Source organism: Nocardia blacklockiae (assembly GCF_015477355.1).
GTDB lineage: Bacteria > Actinomycetota > Actinomycetes > Mycobacteriales > Mycobacteriaceae > Nocardia > Nocardia blacklockiae.
Window position 1 is genome coordinate 326782 of the sequence record NZ_JADLRJ010000004.1, and the last position, 22687, is coordinate 349468.

Consider the following 22687-nt stretch of genomic DNA (forward strand, 5'->3'; position numbering starts at 1 on the left):
GCCCGTGGCAGACTGGCGAGATGACCAGCGCTCTCGCGTCCTCTGCTGCTCGGCCGACCACCCGCTGTCGTGGTCACCGACCTCGCACCTGAGCGTATTTTCGACGGGGGGAACAATGAAAGGCCCACCGGGTCTGTTTCACGGTGAAAGAACCGATCGGTAACGGGGTGGGGCCGCGCACCGATCGAAGTTCTGACACGAGGAGAGATAGTATGAGCACCTCTACGACCGAGACCGGGTCCGACTCCGCGCTGCCCAGCAGCGAGGCGGAGATCGACAAGCTCCGCAAGGAGATCGACCGGCTCGACGCCGAGATTCTCGCCGCGGTCAAGCGGCGTACCGAGATCTCGCGGATCATCGGCCGCACCCGGATGGCCAACGGCGGTCCGCGCCTGGTCCATTCGCGGGAGATGAAGGTCCTGGAGCGGTTCAGCGAACTCGGCCAGGAGGGTCACACCCTCGCCATGCTGCTGCTGCGCCTCGGCCGCGGTCGCCTCGGCCACTGACCACACGCGGCGTCCCCGGACGCCGCTGCCTCAGAGACCGCCCCGGTGTTGTTGCCCGGGGCGGTTTTCTCCTTTTCCGGCGCTCTACGGCAGCGCGATGTACTTGGTGGACAGATACTCCTCGATGCCCTCGAAACCGCCCTCACGGCCGAATCCGGAGGCCTTGACGCCCCCGAACGGGGCGGCGGGGTCGGAGATGACACCGCGGTTGATGCCGACCATCCCGGACTCCAGCCCCTCGGCGATGCGCAGGGCGCGGTCCAGGTCCCGGGTGTAGGCGTAGGCGACCAGGCCGAATTCGGTGTCGTTGGCCGCGGCCAGGCCCTGCTCCTCGGTCTCGAAGCCGATGATCGGCGCGACCGGGCCGAAGACCTCTTCGCGCAGGATCCGGGCGGACGCGGGCACGTCGGTCAGGATGGTCGCCGGGTAGTAGTAGCCGGGGCCGCCTGGCGCCTTGCCACCGACGGCGACCCGCGCGCCCTTGGCGACCGCGTCGTCGACCAGGGCGGTGACGGTGTCGAGCTGGTCCTGGTTGATCAGCGGGCCGAGCGTGGTCGACGGGTCGCTGCCCGGGCCGAGTTTCACCTCCGACATCGCGGCGGCGAACTTCTCGGTGAATTCCGCGAGCACCGCGGTGTGCACGTGGAAGCGGTTGGCGGCGGTGCAGGCCTCGCCGCCGTTGCGCAGCTTGGCCAGCATGGCGCCCTGCACCGCGGCGTCGACGTCGGCGTCGTCGAAGACCACGAACGGGGCGTTGCCGCCCAGTTCCATCGAGGTGCGCAGCAGGCCGTGCGCGGACTTCTCCACCAGCTTCTTCCCGACCTCGGTGGAGCCGGTGAAGGTCAGCTTGCGCAGGCGCGGATCGGTGAGCAGGGGTTCGGTGACGGCGCTGGAACGGCTGCTGGTGATCACCGAGAGCACGCCGTCGGGCAGGCCCGCCTCCCGGCACAGCTGCGCGAGCAGCAGCATGGTCAGCGGGGTCGCCGAGGCGGGCTTGACGATCATGGTGCAGCCGGCCGCCAGCGCGGGGCCGATCTTGCGGGTGCCCATGGCGAGCGGGAAGTTCCACGGCGTGATGGCCAGGCACGGGCCGACGGGCTGCTTGTGCACCACGATGCGGCCGGTGCCGGTGGGCGCGGTCTGGTAGCGGCCGTGGATGCGGACGGCCTCCTCGCTGAACCAGCGGAAGAACTCCGCGCCGTAGCGCACCTCGTTGCGACTCTCCGGCAGCGCCTTGCCCATCTCCAGGGACATCAGCAGGGCCAGGTCCTCGGTGCGGGCGACGAGGCGCTCGTAGACGGCGCGCAGGATCTCCCCGCGCTCGCGGGCGGTGGTGGCGGCCCACTCGCCCTGCGCGGCGACCGCGGCGTCCAGCGCGCGCACGGCGTCGGCCGGGGCCGCGTCGGCGACGTGGACCAGCGGCTCACCCGTCGAGGGATTCTCGACCGGGAACGTCGCGCCGCCGGCCGCGTCCACCGGTCCGCCGATCCACAGCCGAGTGGGGACTGAATCGAGGAGTTCGCGTTCGGACACCATGCCCCCACCCTATGCCTCCCCGCACGCGCTCTCCGGACAGATGACAGGGGTATCGGGGATGCGACATCACTCGACAGATCCAGCGCATCGAGTGGTGTGTGGGTAACCTCGGCGGATGTGAGCAGCGACATCACCGCGACGGCGGCCTGGCGGAAACTGCGCGATCACCATGCGGCCCTCGCCGACCGGCACCTGCGCGAATTCTTCGCCGAAGACCCGGACCGCGGCCGGGAGCTGACCCTCGAGGTCGCGGATCTGCGCATCGACTACAGCAAGCACCGCGTCACTCGCGAAACCCTCGATCTGCTGGTCGAACTCGCCGAGGCGGCCGGGGTGCCGCAGCGGCGCGACGCGATGTTCGCCGGCGAGCACATCAACACCTCCGAGGACCGCGCGGTCGGGCACGTCGCGCTGCGGCTGCCGACGGGCACGTCGATGACCATCGACGGCGCGGACGCGGGCGCCGAGGTGCACGAGGTGCTGCGCCGCATGGGCGATTTCACCGACGCGCTGCGCTCGGGCCGGTGGCGGGGCGCGACCGGCGAGCGCATCCACACGGTGGTCAACATCGGCATCGGCGGCTCCGATCTGGGCCCGGTGATGGTGCACCAGGCGCTGCGGCACTACGCCGACGCCGGTATCGCCGCCCGGTTCGTCTCCAACATCGACCCGGCCGACCTGACCGCGAAACTCTCCGGTCTCGACCCGGCGACGACGCTGTTCATCGTTGCGTCCAAGACGTTTTCGACGCTGGAGACGCTGACCAACGCCACCGCGGCGCGCCGCTGGCTGGTGGCGGCGCTGGGCGAGGACGCGGTCGCCAAACATTTCGTCGCCGTGTCCACCAATGCCGAGCGGGTGTCGGCGTTCGGGATCGACACCGCGAACATGTTCGGCTTCTGGGACTGGGTCGGCGGCCGCTACTCCGTCGATTCGGCCATCGGGCTGTCGGTGATGGCGACCATCGGCAAGGAGCGGTTCGCCGAGTTCCTGGCCGGCATGCACAGTGTCGACGAGCATTTCCGGACCGCGCCCCTGGCCTCCAACGCGCCGGTGCTGCTGGGCCTGCTCGGCGTCTGGTACTCGAACTTCTTCGGCGCGGAATCCCATGCGGTGCTGCCGTATTCGAATGATCTGGCGCGGTTCCCCGCCTATCTGCAGCAGCTGACGATGGAGTCCAACGGCAAGTCGGTGCGCGCCGACGGCAGCCCGGTCAGCACGTCCACGGGCGAGATCTTCTGGGGCGAGCCGGGCACCAACGGGCAGCACGCCTTCTATCAGCTGCTGCATCAGGGCACCCGGCTGATCCCCGCCGACTTCATCGGCTTCGCCCAGCCCACCGACGATCTGCCGACCCGCGACGGTCACGGCAGCATGCACGACATCCTGATGAGCAATCTGTTCGCGCAGACCAAGGTGCTGGCATTCGGCAAGACCGCCGAGGAGATCGCCGCCGAGGGCACCGACCCGAAGCTGGTGCCGCACAAGGTGATGCCGGGCAACCGGCCCACCACGGCGATCCTCGCCGAGCGGCTCACGCCGTCGGTGGTCGGGCAGCTGATCGCGCTCTACGAGCACCAGGTGTTCGTGGAGGGCGCGATCTGGGGCATCGACAGCTTCGACCAGTGGGGCGTGGAGCTGGGCAAGCAGCAGGCGCTGGAGCTGGAGCCGCTGCTCACCGCTGCCGAAGACCCAGCGCCGCAGTCGGATTCGTCGACCGACGCCCTGATCAGGTGGTACCGCTCGCACCGGTGACGCGGGCGGCACGCCGATCAGTCCGGGAGCAGGTCTGCCAACGCTTCGTCGAGGGTCGGGTAGCGGAACCGGAAACCGGTGTGCGGCAGCACTTCCGACGTGGCGTGCCGTCCCGTCCAGCCCAGTGCCGGGTCGGAGCGGAGCAGGACCGCGCCGAGGCGCAGCACGGGAATCGGGGTCGGCGGCGCGGGCGGGCGACGCAGGCGGCGGCGCAGGGCCGCCATCAGGTCGCGGTTGCGGACCGGGAAATCCGTGGCGGCCACCAGGATGCCGTCCGGGACGGAAACCTCCGGATCCAGACCCAGCAGGGCGCGGACCAGGCCGAGCCAGTCCTCGACGTGGATCCAGCTGAACCATTGCTCGCCGCGCCCGATGCGGCCGCCGAGTCCCGCGCGGGTGAGCCCGGCCAGGCGGCGCAGGGCGGGCGCGGCCGGGTCCAGGACGATCGAGGTGCGCAGGATCGTCGGGTGCGTGGCGACCGCGCCGGTGAAGGCGCGCTCCCACGGTTCCGCGACACCGGTCATCTGCGGCAGGCCGACGGGCAGCGGAGTCGTTTCGGTGCAGCGTGTTTCGCCGGCGTCGGACCAGATGGCCGTGGTGCTCGCCTGGATCCAGTAGTCGATCGGGCGCTCCAGCGTCCGCGCGGCCGCGACCAGTGCCGCGGTGGGATCCACTCGGCTGCTGCGCAATTCGGCGATATTGCGCTCGGTCGGACGGCAGTCGACGAGTTTCCCCGCCAGGTTGATCACGGCGGTCGGGCCCGCGCCGCGCAGGGTTTCGGCCCAGTCTCCGACGGTGCGCCCGTCCCAGTACACCTGCGGGAAGGGCAGTTTGGGGTCCGGCCGCCGGGTCAGCACGGTGACGCGGTGCCCGCGACAGGTCAGATCCGCGGCGACCAGTCGTCCGAGAGTGCCACTGCCCCCGGCGATTACGGCGTGCAGCGCGCCGGGCACCGGCTCGAGTCCGGCGCACCGCGCCAGCCGGGCGATCTGCACGCGCGTATCCGCCTGCAGCCGCTCCCCGATGATCCGCCAGAACAGTGGCGCCGTGACACCGGTGAGGCGCAGACGCTGCGTGAGGTCGGTGCCGCCGGGGCGGGGCGTCAGCGTCCACGACATGCGCAGGGTCCCGCCGAGTTCGGGTTGCTCGATCACCAGCTCCCGGCCGGGCTCGAAAACGGTGAGGGCGAACGGCTTCGCGAGGCGTCCGTGCACCGCCGAGGACACCCGGCCGCTCGGCAGATAGTCGCCGCGCACGCCCGGTCCGGCCGGGCTGCGCAGCGTCACCGCGGCGACCGCGGGATTCCATTCCGGCCACCGCCGCGGGTCGCCCAGCACGGTCCACAGTCGCTCCGGCGGCAACGCCACGAACTGGGTGTACTCCGTTGTACGAGCCATACCTGGACGCTAGACCCGAGGGACCCCGCGCCGGAAGCGTGTGCTTGCTCATAGGCTCCGGGCATGACGGAATCCGACCTGCCGCGCGGCATCGGCGCACCCGCCACCCGGGCGCTGCTCGCCGCCGGTTACGCCCGGCTGGAACAACTCTCCGGAGTACCGGAGCGAGAACTGGCGGCTCTGCACGGCGTGGGCCCCAAGGCGATCCGCGTGCTGCGCGCGGCGCTCGACGAGCAGGGCCTGTCGCTGGGCTGAACCGGCCCGCCGGGCCGAGGTGGCGGAGGCCGAGGTGGCGGACGCTGAGGTAGCGCACGCTGAGGTAGCGCACGCTGAGGTAGCGCACGCTGAGGTAGCGCACGCTGAGGTGGCGGAGGCCGAGGTGGCCGGAATTCGGGGCGTGCGCGAAACGCTCTGTGGCGGTACACAGGTACCCGGGAGGAATTCGCACCGGGAGGGACCATGTCCGCCATCTTTCGCGCCGCCGCACCGCAACCCGCCGACGCCGCCGACCTCGGCCCACTGCGCAACCTGCCCGGGACCTGGATGGGCACCGGGTTCAGCCTGGCGGAACTGCCGGACCGCTCGGGCGGCGCTCCGTTCCACCTGCGGCTCGACGTCACTCACGAGACGTTGACGTTCACCGAGATCGGCGCGCCCATCCTGAACCGCGGAAACATGCAGGACGACATCGTCTTTCGCGGCCTGCACTACCTGCAGCAGATCTCCGACGCGCAGACCGGCGAGTCGCTGCACGTGGAGAACGGCATGTGGCTGTTCGTGCCGCAGACCACCGCCCCGGCCGCGGGCCCGACCCTGGTGCGGATGGGCAACATTCCGCACGGCGACTCGTTCCTCGCGCAGGGCACGCCGGTGCCGGATGTTCCTGGCGCACCGGACATTCCGCCGCTGGACTCCACCCCGCGCGGTTTCATGTTCGGCGAGGGTTACTTCCCGCCGCCCGGAACCGCGCTCCCGCCGGGCATTCCGGACGAGACGCTACGCAATCCCGCCGTGCTGCTGCGCCGCGTGCTGAAGGAGCAGACGGTGCTGCACACGACCACCCTCGACGTGCAGGCGGGGCCCGACGACATTCGCAACATCGGTTTCGTCACCGCGAACGCGAATGCCGTCGCGCTGCGGGCGATCCTGTGGATCGAGACGGTGCAGCGCCCCGACGGCACCGAAACCCTGCAGCTCCAGTACAGCCAGCGCGCGACCCTCCGGTTCCCGGCGGGCCCGCAGCGCGACCCCGCCGTGCCGATCGACTGGCCCCACCTTCAGGTCGCCACGCTGGTGAAGCAGTAGCGCTCAGACGAAGGCGCGCTCGATGATCGCCGTGGTGTCCACACCGCCCGGCAGCGTCCCGAACGCGATGCCCCAGTCGCCGCCGAACCTGGTGGCGCAGAAGGCATCCGCGACGGCGGCGTGGCCGTGACGAACGAGCTGCGCGCCTTGGAGCACCAGCGCCATCAACTCCACGACGCGGCGGGCGCGGTACTCGATGTCGGTCAGGTCGGTGAGTTCCTTGCCGATGCGGTCGATCGCGTCGTCGAGGTGGCGGTTGCCGCCGCGAGCCAGCGCGACCTCGTTGAAGAAGGCCTCCACCGTCTCGGGCTGGCGGCCCATGGCGCGCAGCGCGTCCAGCGCCGCGACGTTGCCCGAGCCCTCCCAGATCGACATCAGCGGCGCCTCGCGGTACAGCCGCGGCATGCCGGAATCCTCGACATATCCGTTGCCGCCCAGGCATTCCAGCGCCTCGGCCGCGTGCGCGGGTGCTCGTTTGCACACCCAGTACTTCGTGACCGCGAGCGCGATCCGGCGCAGTGCCGCCTCGGCGGGGTCGTCGGCCGCGCGGTCGGTGGCGCCGGCCAGTCGCATCATCACGGTGGTCGCCGCGTCGGACTCGATGACCAGATCCGCGAGCACGTTGCGCATGGCGGGCTGGTCGATCAGGTTCGCGCCGAAGGCTTTCCGATGCCGCGCGTGGTGGACGGCATGGACGACGCCGACGCGCATGCCGGTGGCCGAGCCGATCACGCAGTCCAGCCGGGTCATGTTCACCATCTCGATGATGGTCTTCACGCCGGCGCCCTCGGCGCCGACCAGCCAGCCGACCGCGTTCTCGTACTCGATCTCCGAGGAGGCGTTGGACTTGTTGCCGAGCTTGTCCTTGAGGCGTTGCAGCCGAAGGGGATTGCGCGTGCCGTCGGGCAGCACCCGGGGCAGCAGGAAACACGACAGGCCGCCGGGCGCCTGGGCGAGGGTGAGGAACATGTCCGACATCGGCGCGGAGGTGAACCACTTGTGGCCCACGATGCGGTAGGTGCCGTCGGCATGCGGTGTGGCCGTGGTGGTGTTGGCCCGCACGTCGGAGCCGCCCTGCTTCTCGGTCATCGACATGCCCGCGATCAGACCGGCCTTCGAGGACGGCTCGCGCAGCCCGAAATCGTAAGTGCGCGAGCCCAGCAGCGATTCGAAGCGGGCGGCGAGCTCGCGGTTGTGGCGCAGCGCGGGGACGACCGCGTAGGTCATCGAGATCGGGCACATGTGACCGGCGTCGGCCATGCCCCAGGTGTAGAACTTCGCCGCGCGGGCGGTGTGCGCGCCGGGCCGCTCGTCGAGCCAGGGGCTGCCGTGCAGGCCGTGTGCCACAGCGACTTTCATCAGCTCGTGCCAGTGCGGGTGGAATTCGACCTCGTCGACGCGGTGGCCGTAGCGGTCGTGGGTGTGCAGCACCGGCGGGTAGGCGTTGGCGAGCCGGCCCCACTCCTGGGCCTGCGCGCCGCCGGCGAGCGCGCCGAGTTCGCGCACCTCGTCCTCGGCCCAGCCCGCGCCCTCCCGGCGCAGCCCCTCGAGCAGCGCCGGGTTGCGGGAGAAATCGAACGGGACGAGGTCGGGGACCTGGTTGAACACTTCGTGGGTGGGCATGCGGACACTCCTATTCGTGCAGCCCGAGGGCGCGCAGGGCGAAGGTGACGAGTTCGGGCACCACCGACTCGCTCTGCAACGCCTCGGCGAGCGGTCCGACCAGGACCTCGCCGATGGCGCCGACCAGAGCGGCCGCGCTGATGCGCGGATTCTGCGGCGGCAGTTGGCCGTTGGCGACTCCCTCGGCCACCGCCGACTCGAAGGTCTCGGCGAAGGCGCGGCGGAACCGCAGCCGCTCGGTGTCCACCGCGGCGTCCACCGGCTCGGCCAGCAGGACGTAGGCCAGTTTGGGGTTCTTCAGCGCGCGGCCGGCGAAGGTCTCCACGGCGGCGGTGACCCGCTCCACCGCGGTGCCCTCGGCGCCCGCCGCGGCCACCGCCGCCACCTCGCGGGTGACCACGTCCCGGAAGACCGCGGTGATCAGCTCGGTCTTGCCGCTGAAGTTCTTGTAGACGGTGCCGGTGGCCACGCCGGCCTCGGCCGCGACCGCCGCCATGGACAGGCCCGAGAACCCGCGCGCCGACAGCACCCGGGCGGCGGCGTGCACGATCGCGCCCGCCTGGGCGTCGAGCCGGGCCTGCACGGCCGGGGTTCTGCGGTAAGCCACGCAAGAAGTGAATCACGGATTCATTTCTTGACGCAAGGCCCTGTCACCTGTTCGAATCGGACCACGCGCGACAGCGGCGTCGAGCGGGCCCGGCGGGATGGTCCGGGCGTACCGGTCGGGCCGGCGGCGGCGAACACGCCGAGTGCGCGGCGGCCCGCGACAGCGAGGAGCAGACGTGGCCGAGGGCAATGTCGACACGGCAGCGGGGAGCGGCGCGGCGGACCCGGGCGTGCGGGTCGAGCGCAGCGGTCCGGTGTACACGGTGATCCTCGATCGCCCGCAGGCCCGCAACGCGGTCGACGGGCCGACCGCGCAGGCGCTGGCCGACGCCTTCCGGGAGTTCGACGGCGATCCGACGGCGGCGGTGGCGGTGCTGTGGGGCGCGGGCGGCACCTTCTGCGCCGGCGCGGACCTGAAATCCCTCGGCACCGAGCGGTCCAATCGCGCGGCCGCGGACGGCGACGGGCCGATGGGGCCGACCCGGATGCGCTTGTCCAAACCCGTGATCGCGGCGGTGTCCGGCTACGCGGTGGCCGGCGGGCTGGAGCTGGCGCTGTGGGCCGATCTGCGAATTGCCGAGCAGGACAGCACCTTCGGCGTGTTCTGCCGGCGCTGGGGGGTGCCGCTCATCGACGGCGGCACGGTGCGGCTGCCCCGGATCGTCGGCGCGGGGCGGGCGATGGACATGATTCTCACCGGGCGCGCGGTGGGCGCGGCGGAGGCGTTGCAGATCGGACTCGTGAACCGGGTCGTCCCGCCGGGCGAATCCCGTTCCGCCGCAGAGCGGTTGGCCGCCGAGCTGGCCGCGCTGCCGCAGACCTGCCTGCGGTCGGATCGGCTCTCGGCGCTGGAACAGTGGGGCCTGGACGAGGAGGCCGCCATCGGCAACGAGTTCCGGCACGGCCTGACGGCGCTGTCCGACGCGGACGGAGCGCTCGCGGGGGCGCAGCGGTTCGCGTCCGGCGCGGGTCGGCACGGCGCCTCGGCATAGCCCGGCGATGAACCGGCTCACCGTCGTCGACGAGATCTTCCTCCGCACCCATCGCGGGCTGGGCACGCCGATCGTGCTGCAAGGCCTGTGGCGCACCGCCGATCGGGTCTCGACCGCGCTGCTCGAGCAGGTCCACACGGCATTGCGCGGCGGCCCCCTCGGGCGTCGGGTGGTGCGGCCGCGCGTGCCGGGAGCGCGGGCGACCTGGCGCGCCAACGACTCGGCGCATCCGCTGCGGATCACCGAACACCCCCTGCCCGTGCCGGAATTGCTGGACTGGGCGGACGCGCAGGGATCCGACCTGGACCCGGAGTTCGGCCCGGGCTGGCGGCTCTCCGCGGCCCGGCTCACCGACGGCGGCTCGGTGGTCTCCCTGACGTGCTCGCACGCCCTCGCCGACGGACGCGGCCTGACCATCGCGGTCGACCAGGCGCTGCGCGGCCTAGCGACGCAGCGAACAGCTGCGGCCGACCACATGTCGCCCGGGGCCACGACTCCGCGAAGAACCGCTGCCGAGCACGCGATACCCGGGATCACGACGCGGCGAACGGCCTCGGCCGCGCACGCGCTGCCCGAGGTCGCGTCGCGTCGAACGGCTGCGGCCGGCCACCCGCTACCCGGGAAGGCGGTGCGGCGAGCTGTTGCGGCGCAGTCGGATTGGGCTGATGCGCGGCGGCAGTGGGCGATTGTGCTGGGCGGCACCGCCCGCGCGCTGCGGCGCGGGGTGCCGGACGCGCCTGCGGCACCGGCGGACCGCGCGATTCCGCCGGGCTCGCGCGTGACTTGCGGTGCGGTGCTGCAAGTTCCGGCCGCGGACTGGGATCTGGTGAGCGCTGGGCACGGCGGGACGGCGAACAGTCTGTTCGTGTTCGTGGTGGCGAAAATGCTGTGGGACAGCGGCTTTCCCGGCGACGAGATCGGCGTGAGCGTCCCGGTGGACACCAGGGCGGAGGCTCGGGTGGACAACGACATGGCGATGACCGAGATCACCGCGACCCGCGCCGACACCCCCGCGACTCTGCGCGAGAAGTGCCGCGCCGCCTACGAACACCGCATGTCCGCACCGGGCGGCATGCCCGAGGAGTTGCTCCAGGTGCTCCCGGACCGATTGGCATACCGCCTGTCCCGAGGGGCCGGTGAACGAGACATCCTGTGCTCCAACATCGGAACCCTCCCCGCGGCCCTCTCCCACCTCGGCCCGCACCCGTGCACAGGCGTTGCCGCCCGAGCCATCCACCCGGGCCTGCTCCCGACCCGCCTCCCCCGCACCCGCCTGTCGGCCTACCTCTCTCGCACCGACCGCACCTACACCCTCGCCCTCATCGCACTCGATCCCGAGCACATCGAGACACCGGAAGCACTCCGCAACCTGGCCGCCTCAGCCCTCGATTCCGTCGACCTGCCCAGCACCTCCTGGTAGCGGGACCGCCCCTGGCGCTGACCTGAATCCCCAACGGCCCTCGATACTTTCCGGCCCTACGGCGTCACCGCCGTCGACACGTGCGAGACGCGTTCGCGCACATCGCCAGGTACGTCGATGCCGGGCCGCAGATCGGCCGAGGACACCGGAGCGTCGAAGACCGTCCGGACCGGAAGGACGCCCGCCCAGGTGTCCGCGTCGAGGTCGGCGGCGTCGTCGCGCGGGTCGCCGGTGCGGGTTTTCACCGACGCCTCGGTGAGGTCGAGGGCGAGGACCACGGTGGCGGCCAGTTCCTTCTTCGTCGGCGGGCGGACCCGGTCCCAGGCGCCCGGGGCGGCGTGCTCGACCACCGTGCGCAGGCCGTGCAGGCGCTCGCCCGGATCGGTGATTTCGACCGGGCGGCCGTGGATCACCGCCGAGCGGTAGTTCATCGAGAAGTGCATGGCCGAGCGGGCGTAGACGATGCCGTCGAGGTGCGTGACGGCGACCGAGACGTCGCCGGTGAGCGCGGCCCGCAGATTGCCCGCCCCGGTGGAACCGTGCAGGTAGAGGGTGTCGCCGTCGCGCCCGTAGGCGGTCGGCAACACCAACGGCGCGCCGTGCAGCAGCACGCCGAGATGGCAGATCAGGCCGGCGTCGAGCAGCGCGTCCAGCGCGCCGCGTTCGGTGACGGCGCGGTCCCGCAGGCGGGTGGGGGTGCTGCGCGAGGTCGGGGAGAGCGGGGGCCGGGCGGTCACTGACTCGGTCATGTCACCAGCATGTTCGACACAATGGCATTATTGAATGTCCAATTCGCCGCAAGACCGAAAGACCACTTCATGACCGTCTCGGAGGAGTTGCCCCTGACCGTCGACCGCGGCGACGCGCGGCCGCTGGCCGTCCAGGTCGCAGACGGCCTGCGGGCGGCGGCCACCGACGGGCGACTGCGCGGCGGCGACCGGTTGCCGTCCTCGCGGGCGCTCGCGACCCGGCTGGGCGTCAGCCGCACCGTCGTCACCGCGGCCTACGACCAGCTGCACGCCGAGGGCTGGCTGAGCGGACGGCACGGCTCGGGCACCTTCCTCACCGCGTCACCCGCCGCGGCGCCGGGACCCGCGGAGCTGTCGCCGGAGGACGAAACCGCCACGCCCCGCTACGATCTCGCTCCGGGAGCGCCCTGCGTGGCGGCCATCGACCCGGCCGCGTGGCGGCGAGCGTGGCGCGCGGCCTCCGATCGGATCCCGTTGTCGCGCAAGGAGCGCCGCGGCTGCCCGGACTATCGGACGGCGGTGGCCGAACATCTGCTGCGCCACCGCGGCCTCGCCGCCACCAGCGACACCACCGTGCTGGCCACCGCCGGGACGAGCGCCGCCGTGGGCGAACTCGCGGCCGCGCTGCTGCGACGCGGTGCCGCGGTGGCGATGGAGGATCCCGGTTATCAGCGGGCCGTGGGCGCCTTCCGCGCGGCGGGCGTGCGGGTGCTGCCGGTGCCCGTGGACGCCGAGGGCTTGCGGGTGGATCGGATTCCACCCGGCGTCGCGGCGGTGTATTGCACACCCGCCCATCAGTTTCCGCTGGGTGCGCGCATGCTCGCCGGGCGGCGCGTGGAGCTGGTCGAATTCGCGCGCCGCACCGGCACTTTCGTCATCGAGGACGACTACGACGGCGAACTCCGCTACGACACCGCCCCGCTGCCCCTGCTGGCCACCCTCGCCCCGGACGTGGTGATCCACCTCGGGACGACCTCCAAGATCCTCACTCCCGCACTGGGTGTGGGCTGGCTGGTCGCCGCTCCCGACGTCGCGAAAGCGGTGGTGGCGCACCGCGAGAACACCGGCACCGGTCCCGCGCCGGTCGGCCAGCAGGTACTGGTCGAACTCGCCCGGCACGGCGACCTGGCGCGGCACCTGCGCCGGTTGCGGCGGGAGATGCCGCCGCGACGCGCCACCGTCGTCGACGCGCTGCGCGGCCGCGGCCTCGAAGTGCTCGGCGACGACGCGGGTTCCCATGTGCTGGTGAGCCTTCCGTCGGCGGCGGCCGAGCAACGCGCCGTCGCGGCCGCCCGCCGCCGCGGTCTCGCACTGGACCGCCTGAGCCGGTACCACATCGGCCCACAGGAACGCTTCGGCGTCCCACTCGGCTACTCGGCCGTGGCCCGCGCGGACCTGCCCGAGGCGGTGCGCCTGGCCAGAGAATGCCTGGAAAGCGCCTACTCCAACCAACTTTCGCGCTTGTAGTAGGCATCCTCGTCATCCGACGTGTTTTCATCCTCCGACGCTGCCCGGCTCTCCAGCGCTGCCGAGCTCCTCGACACAGCCCGGTTCCCCGCCGCGGTCCAGCTCTCCGACACAGCCCGGTCCCCCGCCGCGGTCCCGCTCCCCGACGCAGCCCAGCTCCCCGACGCAGCCCAGCTCCCCGACGCAGCCCGGTTCTCCTGCGCAGCCCGGCTCCCCGGCGCAGCTCGGTCTTCCGCCAACGCATCCTCATACCGGGCACCCGGCAGCGAGAGGTGCTGGGGCAGTGGCTGTTGCAGCGCGTCGACCAGGCGTTCGCGCTGAGCGAGTATGCGTGGGTCGCGTTCGAGTCGGTCGACCGCATCGGCGACGGCGGCGCGGGCGCGCGCCAGGGCCGCACCGTGCAGCCGGGCGATCTCGCGCACCAGCGCGTCGGGGTCGAGGCGGCGTCCGGCCTCGGTGAGCCGGATCTCGTGGATGCCGCCGTCGGGTCCGACGGTCACGGTCGCCAAGCCCTCCGCCGCGCCCGCGACGCCCGGCCGGGTCAGCGCGGATTGCAGTTGTTCGATGGTTCCGGCCAGCGGATCGATGTCGGCCACAGTGGTTTTCCCCCGTTTCTGTTCACGCTGTCCGCACCCTATAGTGGCGCGGGAGCACGGACGACGCGGCCGGGTGCGAGCGGCCGCGAACTCGGAGGGGGTGGCGTGACCGCGCCGGAGTATCTGTATGTCGACATCCCGGCGTGCCGCGCGCTCGCCGACGGGCTCGGTACCGCGGGCGAGGAAATCCGGGTGCTCGGCCGCGGCGGCGCGATCGCCGACGGCGTCACCGACGGTCTTCCCGGCGCACGCCTGCCGGACGTCTGCCGTGCCGCCGCCCGCTCCGCGGACCACGCGCTGAGCGCGGTGGCGACGGCGCTGCTGGAACTGGGCGGCACGGTGGTCGGCGCGGTCGCCACCGTCGCCGCACAGGAGCGAACCAACTCCCGCGACGTCACGCAGAGCGTGTGATGACCGGCACGAAACTCGCGGTGTCGCAGATACTCTCGTGGCGGCCGGAAGCACTGACCGAGCAGGCCGCCGCCTGGGAGCGGCAGGCGAACGACCTGCGCACCCGGATGGACGAGCAGCATCGAGCGCTCGACGGGTCGCACGAGACCTTGCGCGGCGCGGCCGGCGACGCGGTGCGGGCGCGGTTCGCCGGGGTGCACGACAAGGCGGCCGTCATCCTGGCGGGGCTGACGCGGGGCCGCGACGCCGCGCGGATCGCGAGCCTGAACTTCACCGCCGCCAAATCGCTGGTGCAGCGGACCAAGGCCGCGGCCGAGGCCAAGGGCTTCCAGGTCGCCGAGGACGGCGCCTGCACCCTCACCGAATCGGCGAAGCAGGCGCTGTACGCCTCGGTGAACGGCGACGAGTCCAAATACAACACCGCGATCGCCGCTCTCGAGATCGACGCCGCGGCACAGACATCCTTTGTCCGGCAAGCACTTCGCACCGCCGCCGAGGCCGACAGCGGAGCCGTCGCCGCGGTCGAGGCGGCCTTCGCGGATCTGCCGGCCGACGCATCGTTCGGCAACGCGACCAGCTCGGCAACCGTGCCGAGGCAACCGCCCGAGAACGGTGGCGGCACACCGGAAGCCAACCGCGCCTGGTGGGATTCGCTGACCGCACAGGAGAAGTCGGCGCTGATCGACACCCGTCCCGCCTCGATCGGCAATTTGGACGGCCTGCCCGTCGCGGTGCGAGACCACGCCAACCGCAACGTGATTCCACTCGAGCGAGCCCGGATCGAACAGGAGATCGCGGTCGACGAGGCCTTGGTCCGGACCGACCCCACCGCGCGCGGCGCGCAGGAGACACTGAAGAAGAGCAGGGAGCGGCTGGCCGATCTCGACGCGGTGCGACGAGCACTCGACGACCATCCCGGCACCAAACTCATGCTGCTCGACATGACCTCCGGTCGGCAGGGGTGGGCCGCCCTCGCGACGGGCGATCCCGACACCGCCGACCACGTGTCCGTCACCGCCCCGGGTCTCGGCACCAACCTGCGCGATTCGGTCGGCGGCATGGTCGGCGAGGCCGAACAACTCCGGCAGGAGAGCGAACGCCAGCTGCGCGGCGCCGGGCGGCCGGACGAGTCCGTCGCCACCATCGCGTGGATCGGCTACGACCCGCCGCAGAAGACTTACGCGGATCTCGACATCCTCAACGTCGGATTCGAGGGCCGCGCGCAGGAGGCGGCGTCCCGGCTCGCGCGTTTCTACGCCGGTCTGGAAGTCGCGAGCACGAACGGCGACCCGCACCTCACCACCCTCGGGCACTCCTACGGCTCGCTCACGACCAGCCTCGCGCTGCGCGAGAACGGCCGCGCGATCGACGACGCGGTGTTCTACGGCTCGCCCGGCCTGGGCGGCCACGCCCCCTACATCTCGAGTCCGTGGCTCGAGGACACCCCGCTCGACGATGTGAACGACGCGGTCCGCTCGGCGGCGGACCTGGGCCTCGAGGACGGCCACGTCTACCAGATGACCGAGCAGGACGACCCGGTCGCGGACTTCAACCGGTTCGGGCGCAGCCCGCAGTACCTCGACTGGATCACGCCGCTCAGCACCGAGCCCCTGACCGTGGACGGCCGCACCTACATCGGCGCGTCCGGCCACGCCGAGTACCCGCGCACCGACCCGGCCACCGGCAACCTGCACCGCTCCGGATACAACCTCGCGGCGATCGTGGCCGGTTTGCCGGAGAATGCGCGGCGATGACCACCGGTTCGCCGAGGTTTCCGGCTCGGCGCCACAGATCTCGATCGGAGCCGACCGCACCGCTGTCACCTGCCCGCGGACCGATCAGGCGGCTCGACGACGCCGACCTCGTGAGCGCGCGGTAGCCACGCGGCTGACCGGCCCGGCCGCCCGACGGCCGTAGCATGGACGCCATGACCGATCAGGACATTCTCTCGCGCATCAAGGACCTGGTGGATCGGGAGCATCAGCTGCGGTCCAAGGCCGAGAGCGGAGCGCTCGACCCCGAACAGGAGCGAGCCCAGCTGGCCGATCTCGAGGTGATGCTGGACCAGTGCTGGGACCTGCTGCGGCAGCGGCGCGCCCGCGCCGACCGGGGCGAGGACCCGGACGAGGCACAGTCCAACTCCGCCAAGCAGGTCGAGGGTTACCTGCAGTAACCGCTACCATTTCGCAATGGTGGCAACGATAGATATCACGACCGCCGAGGGTGTGGTGCGGGGTCGGCGTGGCCGCCGCGTCCTGCGCTGGCGGTCGATTCCCTACGCCGCTCCCCCGGTCGACGAACTGCGCTTCCGCGCACCGCAACCGGTGCGGCCCTGGTCCGGGGTGCGGGAGGCCGTCGATTTCGGCTTCGCGGCCATGCAGCACCGGAACGGGGCGCGGATCGGCCCGCGGCACGCCCAGCCGACCGGCGAGGACTGCCTGACCCTGAACGTCACGGCGCCGCGGGAGCCGTCGTCCACGCCGCGGCCGGTGCTGGTGTTCATCCACGGCGGCGGCTACGTGCTGGGAACCTCGGCGCTCGGGCTCTACTCCGGGGCGCGGCTGGCCCTGCGCGGCGACGTGATCGTGGTGTCGCTGAACTACCGGCTCGGCGGCTTCGGCTATGTCGACTTCAGCGAATTCTCCACTCCGGCAAGGCCTTTCGAGTCCAACCTGGGTCTGCGCGATCAGGTGGCTGCGCTGCGCTGGGTGCAGCGCAATATCGCGGCATTCGGCGGAGACCCGGGCAACGTCACCATCTTCGGCGAATCGGCGGGCGCGCACGCGGTGGTGAGCCTGCTGGCCACGCCCGACGCGGCGGGGCTGTTCCGGCGCGGCATCGCCCAGAGCGCGCCCGCCGACTGGGCGGTCACGGCGGAGGAGGCGCGGATCTTCGCGCGCCGCTGCCTGGACAACCTCGGTGTCGCGCCGGAAGACGCCGCGACAGCGCTGACCACGTTGCGTCCCAACGACATTCGCAAAGGGGTGGACCGGGCGATCGGCCAGGTGCTCTGGGAGCAGCCCGGCAGCTTCCCGGCCGCGCCGGTCGTGGACGGCGACTACCTGCCGCGCGCACCGATCGACGCGTGCGCGGACGGCAGCGCACACCCGGTCCCGCTCATCATCGGCACCAACCGGGACGAGGCCACGCTGTTCCAGCGCTTCGACCGCACGCTGCCGACCACCGCCGAGCAGTTGCACACCGCGCTCGCGCGCTGCGGCGACGACGCACTCGAAAAGCGGGTCGCGGCAGCGTATCCCGGGTATCCGGGGCGCAAGGCGGCGCTGCGGATGGGCGGCGACTTCGTGTTCTGGCGGCCGACAGTCGCGCTGCTGGAGGGACACAGCAAGCACGCGCCCACCTACGCGTACCGCTTCGACTACGCGCCGCGCGCCGTCCGCCTGGCCGGATTCGGCGCGACGCACGCGCTCGACCTGATCCCGGTCTTCGGCGGCGTCGACACTCCGGTGGGACGCGCGCTGACCGCGGCCGGCGGGCAGCGCGGGTTCCGCGCGGTGCAGGACGAGTTCCAGGAGAACTGGCTGGCCTTCGCGCGCACCGGGAAACCGCTGTCCTCGTGGCCGGAGTACACCGTGCAGCGGCGCAGCACCCGGATCATCGACGACCCGGCGCGGGTCGAGGTCGATCCCGAGCGGTCGAAACGCCTGGCGTGGGAAGGCGTGCGGGTACCGGCGCTGGGCTGAGGGCCGCTACTTCAGCAGCCGCGACATCCGGCGGTCGGCGAGGATCTTGCCGCCGGTCTGGCAGGTGGGGCAGTACTGGAAGGACTTGTCGGCGTAGGCGACCTCGCGGACCGTGTCGCCGCACACCGGGCACGGCAGGCCGGTGCGGGCGTGCACCTGCATGCCCGAGCGCTTCTCGCCCTTGAGGCGGGCGGCGTCCTGGCCGACCGAGCGGTTCACCGCGTCGGTGAGGATGTCGCGCACGGCCTGGTAGAGCTGTGCCGTCTTCTCCGCGGACAGGGTGCCCGCGCTCGCGAACGGGGAGAGCCGGGCGGCGTGCAGGATCTCGTCGGAGTAGGCGTTGCCGATGCCGGCCAGCAGCGTCTGGTCGGTGAGCGCCGTCTTCAGTCGTTGCGCCGTGCCGTGCAGGATCTCCGCGAACTCCGACTCGGTGACCGCCAGCGCGTCGGGACCCAGCCGCGCGATGCCGGGCACCGACTGCGGATCCGCCACGACCCAGACCGCCAGGCGCTTCTTCGTGCCCGCCTCGGTCAGGTCGAAGGCCGGGGTGGCGCCCTCGGGCGTGAAGAAGTGCACACGCAACGCCAGCGGGCCCTTGCCCGGCTTGGGCGGCGTGGGACTCGGCTCGTCCAGCCAGCGCAGCCAGCCGCCCCGGGACAGGTGCGTGATCAACCACAATCCGCCGCAATCCAACCCGAGATGCTTGCCCCAGTGCCCCGCCCCCGTCACGTCACGACCGGACAGCGCGGTCACCGGCGGATCGAACGTCTTCAGCACACTCAGCGCCGCGACATCCACCCGCCCGACAACCGCGCCCACCGCATGCTCGGCGAGAAACCGCTCGAGCGCCACGATCTCCGGTAATTCGGGCACTCTCGCAGCTTACCGGCCCGCACCGACATCCCCGCTGGCACGGCGCGGCATGCCAACGCGGTCACACCGTGGGTTCCAGGCACCACCCGGCAGTCCACCACCGCCTCGGCGGTCTGCGGGATCGGGCGGCAGGGTTACTGGTCGGCGGTATCCGATGTGGTTGTCGCGGCACGGTCGGGGGTCGGGTCGGCGGGGATCGTCGCGGGCGCGAGGACGCCCTCGAGCGCGCCGATGCCCGCGCCGATCGCCGCGCCGACGGCTGCGGCGGGGACGGTGATGGCGGCCGCGCCCAGCGCCGCGCCGATGGGCGGGACGACCACCAGCCCGGCCGGGGCGAACGGGAGTCCGGCGACGACGCCCGCGACCGCGCCGATCAGCGCGCCCGTGGCGGCGACCGGGCTGGTCACCGCGGCCGCGACCGCAGCTCCCGCGGCGGCCGCGCCCAGCGTGTCGGCGGCGATGCGGTCGGAGCGGGAGGGCGCGAAGCCGGCCGAGTCGAGGCCTTGCGCGAGAGCGGCCTCGGCCTGGGCGGCGGCGTCGTTGACCTGCGCGGCCGCCTGCGGATCGACGAAATCGGGGCGCGGCACCACGGTGGAGCCGAGCCGAATCGCGCCTTCGGGCGCCTGAATCGGCGCGACGGGCGGCGCGGCAAGGCCAGGAAGCCGCAGCGCACCGGGGTCCACGGGCGCGAGCGAACCATCGGGCACCGGCCGCGACGCGGCGATATCGTCGCGGGCCACCGCGGGCGCGCCCGCCGCCACGGGTGCCGCCGCGTCCATCGGCGCCACTGCCACCACAGGCGCGTCCGCCGCGGCGGGTCCCGCCACCACCAGCCCCGCGGCCACCGGCACAGCACCGATGACCAGGAGCGATCCGGTTCGTCTGAGCCACTGCGCCGGGACGGCGGAACGTTGCGCTGCCATGAAACGACCTCCATTCGAATACCACTGTCTTCGAAAGGGATTCGTTCCGGCGGCACGCCCGGATGCGAAGGAGAACAAATCGGGCGCAGGGGTCCCTGCGCGCGGCGAGAGTCAGCGGCGGCGCAGCAGGTAGATGTCCATGATCCAGCCCTTGGCGTCGCGCAATGCGGTGCGCCGCCGCACGATGCGCTCCTCGACCGCGCGCAGCGGGCCCTCGATCAGCACCTCGTCCGGCATGCCGAGGTACGCGCCCCACCAGATGTGCAGATCGTCGCCGGGCACGGTCCGGAACGACGCCTCGCCGTCCAGCATGACCAGCGTGGATTGCCCTGCGGCGACGCCTTCTTCGCGCAACCGGCGGCCGGTGGTGATGTGCACGGGCTCGCCGATCTCGTGCAGCACGATGCGATGCCGCGCGGCCAGCGCCTGCGCACTGGTGACGCCCGGAATCACCGTGTAGTCGAACCGCGGCCCGCCCCGCGCGAGCACGCGCTCCACCATGCGCAGGGTGCTGTCGTACAGCGACGGATCACCCCAGACGAGGATGCCGCCGACGCCGTCGGTGCCCGCGAACGCCTCCGCCAGCAGGGCCGCGCGGCGCTCGTGCCAGTCCTCGACCACCTCGCGATAGCCGTCGCCCACAGTGCGCTCGCGCGGCGGATCCGGGATCTCCACCGTCCGGTACGGACGGTCGGTGTGCGCGGCGAGGATCGCCGAGCGCACTTCCACCAGTTCGCGTTTGGCGTCGCCCTTGCCGATGACGAAGAAGACGTCGACCCGGCGCAGGGCCTCGATGGCCTGCACCGTCACCTGGGCCGGGTCCCCCGCGCCGATCCCGATCACATACAGCTCCCGCACGCGCCCAGCTTGCCAGGGCATCGGGATCGGCCGTCCCCGCGGCCCGTAGACTCGGCGCTCATGGACGGCGTCCGATCCCATCCCGCTCCCCGCGACACGCAGTACGAGGATCTGCTGCGGCACGTGCTGGACACCGGAACGCCGAAGGCGGACCGCACGGGCACCGGCACCCGCAGCATCTTCGGCCATCAGCTGCGCTACGACCTGTCGGCCGGTTTCCCGCTGATCACCACGAAGCGGGTGCACCTGAAGTCGATCGTCTACGAGCTGCTGTGGTTCCTGCGCGGCGACTCGAACATCGCGTGGCTGCGCGAGCACGGTGTCAGCATCTGGGACGAATGGGCCGATCCGGCGGGCGAACTGGGGCCGGTGTACGGCGTGCAGTGGCGCTCCTGGCCGACGCCCGACGGGACGCACATCGATCAGATCACGCAGGTCCTCGAGACCTTGCGCACCGATCCGGATTCGCGGCGCATGCTGGTGTCGGCGTGGAACGTCGCCGAGTTGGACAAGATGGCGCTGGCACCGTGCCACGCGCTGTTCCAATTCCACGTCGCCGGCGGACGGCTGTCGTGCCAGCTGTATCAGCGCAGCGCGGACCTGTTCCTCGGCGTGCCGTTCAATATCGCCAGTTACGCGCTGCTCACCCACATGGTCGCCCAGCAGTCCGGCCTAGAGCCCGGGGATTTCATCTGGACCGGCGGGGACTGCCACATCTACGACAACCACGTCGAGCAGGTGCGCGAGCAATTGCGCCGGGAACCGTATCCGTTCCCCGAGCTGCGGTTGCGCCGGGCGGCGTCGCTGTTCGACTACACCTTCGAGGATGTGGAAGTGGTCGGCTACCAGCATCATCCGGCCATCAAGGCGCCGGTCGCGGTATGAGGGCGGCGGCATGAGCCCCGCGCGGGTCGGCCTGGTCTGGGCCCAGACACGCGACGGCGTCATCGGCGTCGACAACACCATCCCGTGGCGCGTCCCCGAGGACCTGGCCCACTTCAAGCAGGTGACCTCCGGACATCCGGTGCTGATGGGACGACGCACGTGGGACTCGCTCCCCGAGCGCTTCCGCCCGCTCCCCGGCCGCCGCAATATCGTGATCACCCGGCAGCCCGACTGGTCCGCCCCCGGAGCCGAACGCGCCGGTTCCCTGGAAGAGGCCCTGAAACTGGCCGACGCCGACCCCACCTGGGTCATGGGCGGCGGCGAAATCTACCGCGCCGCAATGCCTTACGCGACGGAACTGATGGTCACCGAGGTGGACACCGAGGTCGCGGGCGACGCCTACGCCCCCCACATCGGCCCCGAATGGCACCCCGCCTCCGACAGCGACTGGCAGGAATCCACCACCGGCCTCCGCTACCGCTGGCTACGCTACGTCCGCTGACGCCCGGCCCCACCCACGCAGTTCACTCCCGTAATGCCTCCCGAGAACCACAATTCCCGCACAATTGGCATACACCACAAACCTGCACAGCATAGGAGGTTTTCGGCGCGGCTCGGTTTTCGGAGGCCGCCGCGCCGCGACGAAGGAGCAAGCGGCGGCCTCCGAAAACCGAGCCACACAGGCGCCGAAAACCCGCGACGCCGAAGGCGGCGCCAAAATTTCCGAAGGGATCTTTATGGACAAGAAGTCACTGACAGCCGTTGCTCGCCAGCAACTCAAGCTGGCCGCCACCGCCACCAGCGGACGCAGCTCCCAGACTCTCTGCGGCGGCCACACCCACAGCCTGCGCCAGACCGTCATCGCCCTGACCGCCGGGCAGAGCCTGGCCGAACACGAGAACCCCGGCGAGGCCACCCTGCAGGTCCTCACCGGCACCCTGACCGTGATCAGCGGCACCAACGAGTGGAAGGGCTCGCCGGGCGATCTGCTGGTCCTGCCCGCCGCGCGGCACAGCGTCAAGGCCCTCGACGACGTCGCCTTTCTGCTGACCGTCGCCAAGTAGCGGGTCTGTCGGAGGCA

Annotated in this window: 23 protein-coding genes; 14 read left to right on the forward strand and 9 right to left on the reverse strand. The window is 71.7% G+C overall.

Annotated features, from left to right (window positions below; genetic code table 11):
- The first annotated feature begins 212 nt into the window (after positions 1–212).
- Positions 213–506, forward strand: coding sequence for a chorismate mutase (locus IU476_RS14530; protein WP_187685319.1), 294 nt, complete (start codon positions 213–215; stop codon positions 504–506).
- An 84-nt stretch (positions 507–590) separates the two neighbouring features.
- Here IU476_RS14530 and IU476_RS14535 read toward each other — a convergent pair whose 3' ends face one another.
- Positions 591–2042, reverse strand: coding sequence for an NAD-dependent succinate-semialdehyde dehydrogenase (locus tag IU476_RS14535; protein ID WP_195100382.1), 1452 nt, complete (start codon positions 2040–2042; stop codon positions 591–593).
- Positions 2043–2159: 117 nt separating this feature from the next.
- On the opposite strand from IU476_RS14535, the gene pgi reads away from it, so the two are divergent.
- Complete coding sequence (gene pgi / locus IU476_RS14540) at positions 2160–3797, forward strand: glucose-6-phosphate isomerase (RefSeq protein ID WP_195100384.1); 1638 nt, start codon at positions 2160–2162, stop codon at positions 3795–3797.
- A 17-nt stretch (positions 3798–3814) separates the two neighbouring features.
- Here the strand turns inward: pgi and IU476_RS14545 are convergent, their stop codons facing one another.
- Positions 3815–5194 (reverse strand): DUF1731 domain-containing protein, encoded by a 1380-nt coding sequence (locus IU476_RS14545; protein ID WP_195100386.1) that lies wholly within the window; start codon positions 5192–5194, stop codon positions 3815–3817.
- A 63-nt stretch (positions 5195–5257) separates the two neighbouring features.
- Here IU476_RS14545 and IU476_RS14550 point away from each other — a divergent pair, with 63 nt between their 5' ends.
- Entirely contained in the window at positions 5258–5449 is a 192-nt protein-coding gene (locus IU476_RS14550; protein ID WP_195100388.1) for a helix-hairpin-helix domain-containing protein, read from the forward strand.
- A gap of 204 nt (positions 5450–5653) precedes the next feature.
- Positions 5654–6499 carry a heme-binding protein gene (locus IU476_RS14555; RefSeq protein WP_195100390.1) on the forward strand — a complete coding sequence of 282 codons (846 nt, stop codon included), beginning with the start codon at positions 5654–5656 and terminating at the stop codon, positions 6497–6499.
- Between the two features lie 3 nt (positions 6500–6502).
- On the opposite strand, the gene IU476_RS14560 is transcribed toward IU476_RS14555, so the two are convergent.
- A complete protein-coding gene (locus IU476_RS14560) occupies positions 6503–8122 on the reverse strand; it encodes an acyl-CoA dehydrogenase family protein (protein WP_195100392.1) in 1620 nt (539 codons plus the stop codon).
- A gap of 10 nt (positions 8123–8132) precedes the next feature.
- Positions 8133–8729 (reverse strand): TetR/AcrR family transcriptional regulator, encoded by a 597-nt coding sequence (locus IU476_RS14565; RefSeq protein ID WP_195100394.1) that lies wholly within the window; start codon positions 8727–8729, stop codon positions 8133–8135.
- A 229-nt stretch (positions 8730–8958) separates the two neighbouring features.
- Here IU476_RS14565 and IU476_RS14570 point away from each other — a divergent pair, with 229 nt between their 5' ends.
- Both IU476_RS14570 and IU476_RS14575 read left to right on the forward strand, forming a co-directional pair.
- Positions 8959–9720, forward strand: a complete 762-nt coding sequence (locus tag IU476_RS14570) for a crotonase/enoyl-CoA hydratase family protein (RefSeq protein WP_324194082.1) — start codon at positions 8959–8961, stop codon at positions 9718–9720.
- Positions 9721–9727: 7 nt separating this feature from the next.
- Positions 9728–11140: a hypothetical protein gene (locus IU476_RS14575; protein WP_228823662.1), complete on the forward strand. Its 1413-nt coding sequence runs from the start codon at positions 9728–9730 to the stop codon at positions 11138–11140.
- Positions 11141–11196: 56 nt separating this feature from the next.
- Here the strand turns inward: IU476_RS14575 and IU476_RS14580 are convergent, their stop codons facing one another.
- Positions 11197–11889 carry a pyridoxamine 5'-phosphate oxidase family protein gene (locus IU476_RS14580; RefSeq protein ID WP_195100398.1) on the reverse strand — a complete coding sequence of 231 codons (693 nt, stop codon included), beginning with the start codon at positions 11887–11889 and terminating at the stop codon, positions 11197–11199.
- Between the two features lie 69 nt (positions 11890–11958).
- On the opposite strand from IU476_RS14580, the gene pdxR reads away from it, so the two are divergent.
- Positions 11959–13356 carry a MocR-like pyridoxine biosynthesis transcription factor PdxR gene (gene pdxR, locus IU476_RS14585; RefSeq protein WP_195100400.1) on the forward strand — a complete coding sequence of 466 codons (1398 nt, stop codon included), beginning with the start codon at positions 11959–11961 and terminating at the stop codon, positions 13354–13356.
- On the opposite strand, the gene IU476_RS14590 is transcribed toward pdxR, so the two are convergent.
- The gene (locus IU476_RS14590) at positions 13329–13952 is read right to left on the reverse strand and encodes a hypothetical protein (RefSeq protein WP_195100402.1); all 624 of its coding nucleotides are present in this window, start codon (positions 13950–13952) and stop codon (positions 13329–13331) included. The two genes, pdxR and IU476_RS14590, sit on opposite strands and share 28 nt — an antisense overlap.
- A gap of 105 nt (positions 13953–14057) precedes the next feature.
- Between IU476_RS14590 and IU476_RS14595 the strand changes: the two genes are divergently transcribed.
- From IU476_RS14595 to IU476_RS14610, 4 genes are all read left to right on the forward strand, one after another.
- Positions 14058–14363, forward strand: a complete 306-nt coding sequence (locus IU476_RS14595) for a hypothetical protein (RefSeq protein WP_195100404.1) — start codon at positions 14058–14060, stop codon at positions 14361–14363.
- Entirely contained in the window at positions 14363–16117 is a 1755-nt protein-coding gene (locus IU476_RS14600) for an alpha/beta hydrolase (RefSeq protein WP_195100406.1), read from the forward strand. Before IU476_RS14595 ends, IU476_RS14600 begins: the two co-directional genes overlap by 1 nt.
- Before the next feature lie 173 nt (positions 16118–16290).
- Positions 16291–16536: a DUF2630 family protein gene (locus IU476_RS14605; RefSeq protein WP_195100408.1), complete on the forward strand. Its 246-nt coding sequence runs from the start codon at positions 16291–16293 to the stop codon at positions 16534–16536.
- A gap of 16 nt (positions 16537–16552) precedes the next feature.
- Positions 16553–18067: a carboxylesterase/lipase family protein gene (locus IU476_RS14610; protein ID WP_195100410.1), complete on the forward strand. Its 1515-nt coding sequence runs from the start codon at positions 16553–16555 to the stop codon at positions 18065–18067.
- A 6-nt stretch (positions 18068–18073) separates the two neighbouring features.
- Here the strand turns inward: IU476_RS14610 and IU476_RS14615 are convergent, their stop codons facing one another.
- The 3 genes from IU476_RS14615 to cobF all read right to left on the reverse strand — a co-directional run bounded on the left by IU476_RS14615 (position 18074) and on the right by cobF (position 20721).
- Positions 18074–18940 carry an Fpg/Nei family DNA glycosylase gene (locus IU476_RS14615; RefSeq protein WP_195100412.1) on the reverse strand — a complete coding sequence of 289 codons (867 nt, stop codon included), beginning with the start codon at positions 18938–18940 and terminating at the stop codon, positions 18074–18076.
- A 134-nt stretch (positions 18941–19074) separates the two neighbouring features.
- On the reverse strand, positions 19075–19863 hold the full coding sequence (locus IU476_RS14620) for a hypothetical protein (protein ID WP_195100413.1): 789 nt from the start codon (positions 19861–19863) through the stop codon (positions 19075–19077).
- A gap of 111 nt (positions 19864–19974) precedes the next feature.
- Positions 19975–20721, reverse strand: a complete 747-nt coding sequence (gene cobF, locus IU476_RS14625; RefSeq protein ID WP_195100414.1) for a precorrin-6A synthase (deacetylating) — start codon at positions 20719–20721, stop codon at positions 19975–19977.
- A 60-nt stretch (positions 20722–20781) separates the two neighbouring features.
- Between cobF and IU476_RS14630 the strand changes: the two genes are divergently transcribed.
- The 3 genes from IU476_RS14630 to IU476_RS14640 all read left to right on the forward strand — a co-directional run bounded on the left by IU476_RS14630 (position 20782) and on the right by IU476_RS14640 (position 22670).
- Entirely contained in the window at positions 20782–21606 is an 825-nt protein-coding gene (locus IU476_RS14630; RefSeq protein WP_195100415.1) for a thymidylate synthase, read from the forward strand.
- A gap of 10 nt (positions 21607–21616) precedes the next feature.
- Complete coding sequence (locus IU476_RS14635; RefSeq protein ID WP_195100416.1) at positions 21617–22108, forward strand: dihydrofolate reductase; 492 nt, start codon at positions 21617–21619, stop codon at positions 22106–22108.
- Between the two features lie 235 nt (positions 22109–22343).
- The gene (locus IU476_RS14640) at positions 22344–22670 is read left to right on the forward strand and encodes a cupin domain-containing protein (RefSeq protein ID WP_195100417.1); all 327 of its coding nucleotides are present in this window, start codon (positions 22344–22346) and stop codon (positions 22668–22670) included.
- Positions 22671–22687: the final 17 nt, after the last annotated feature.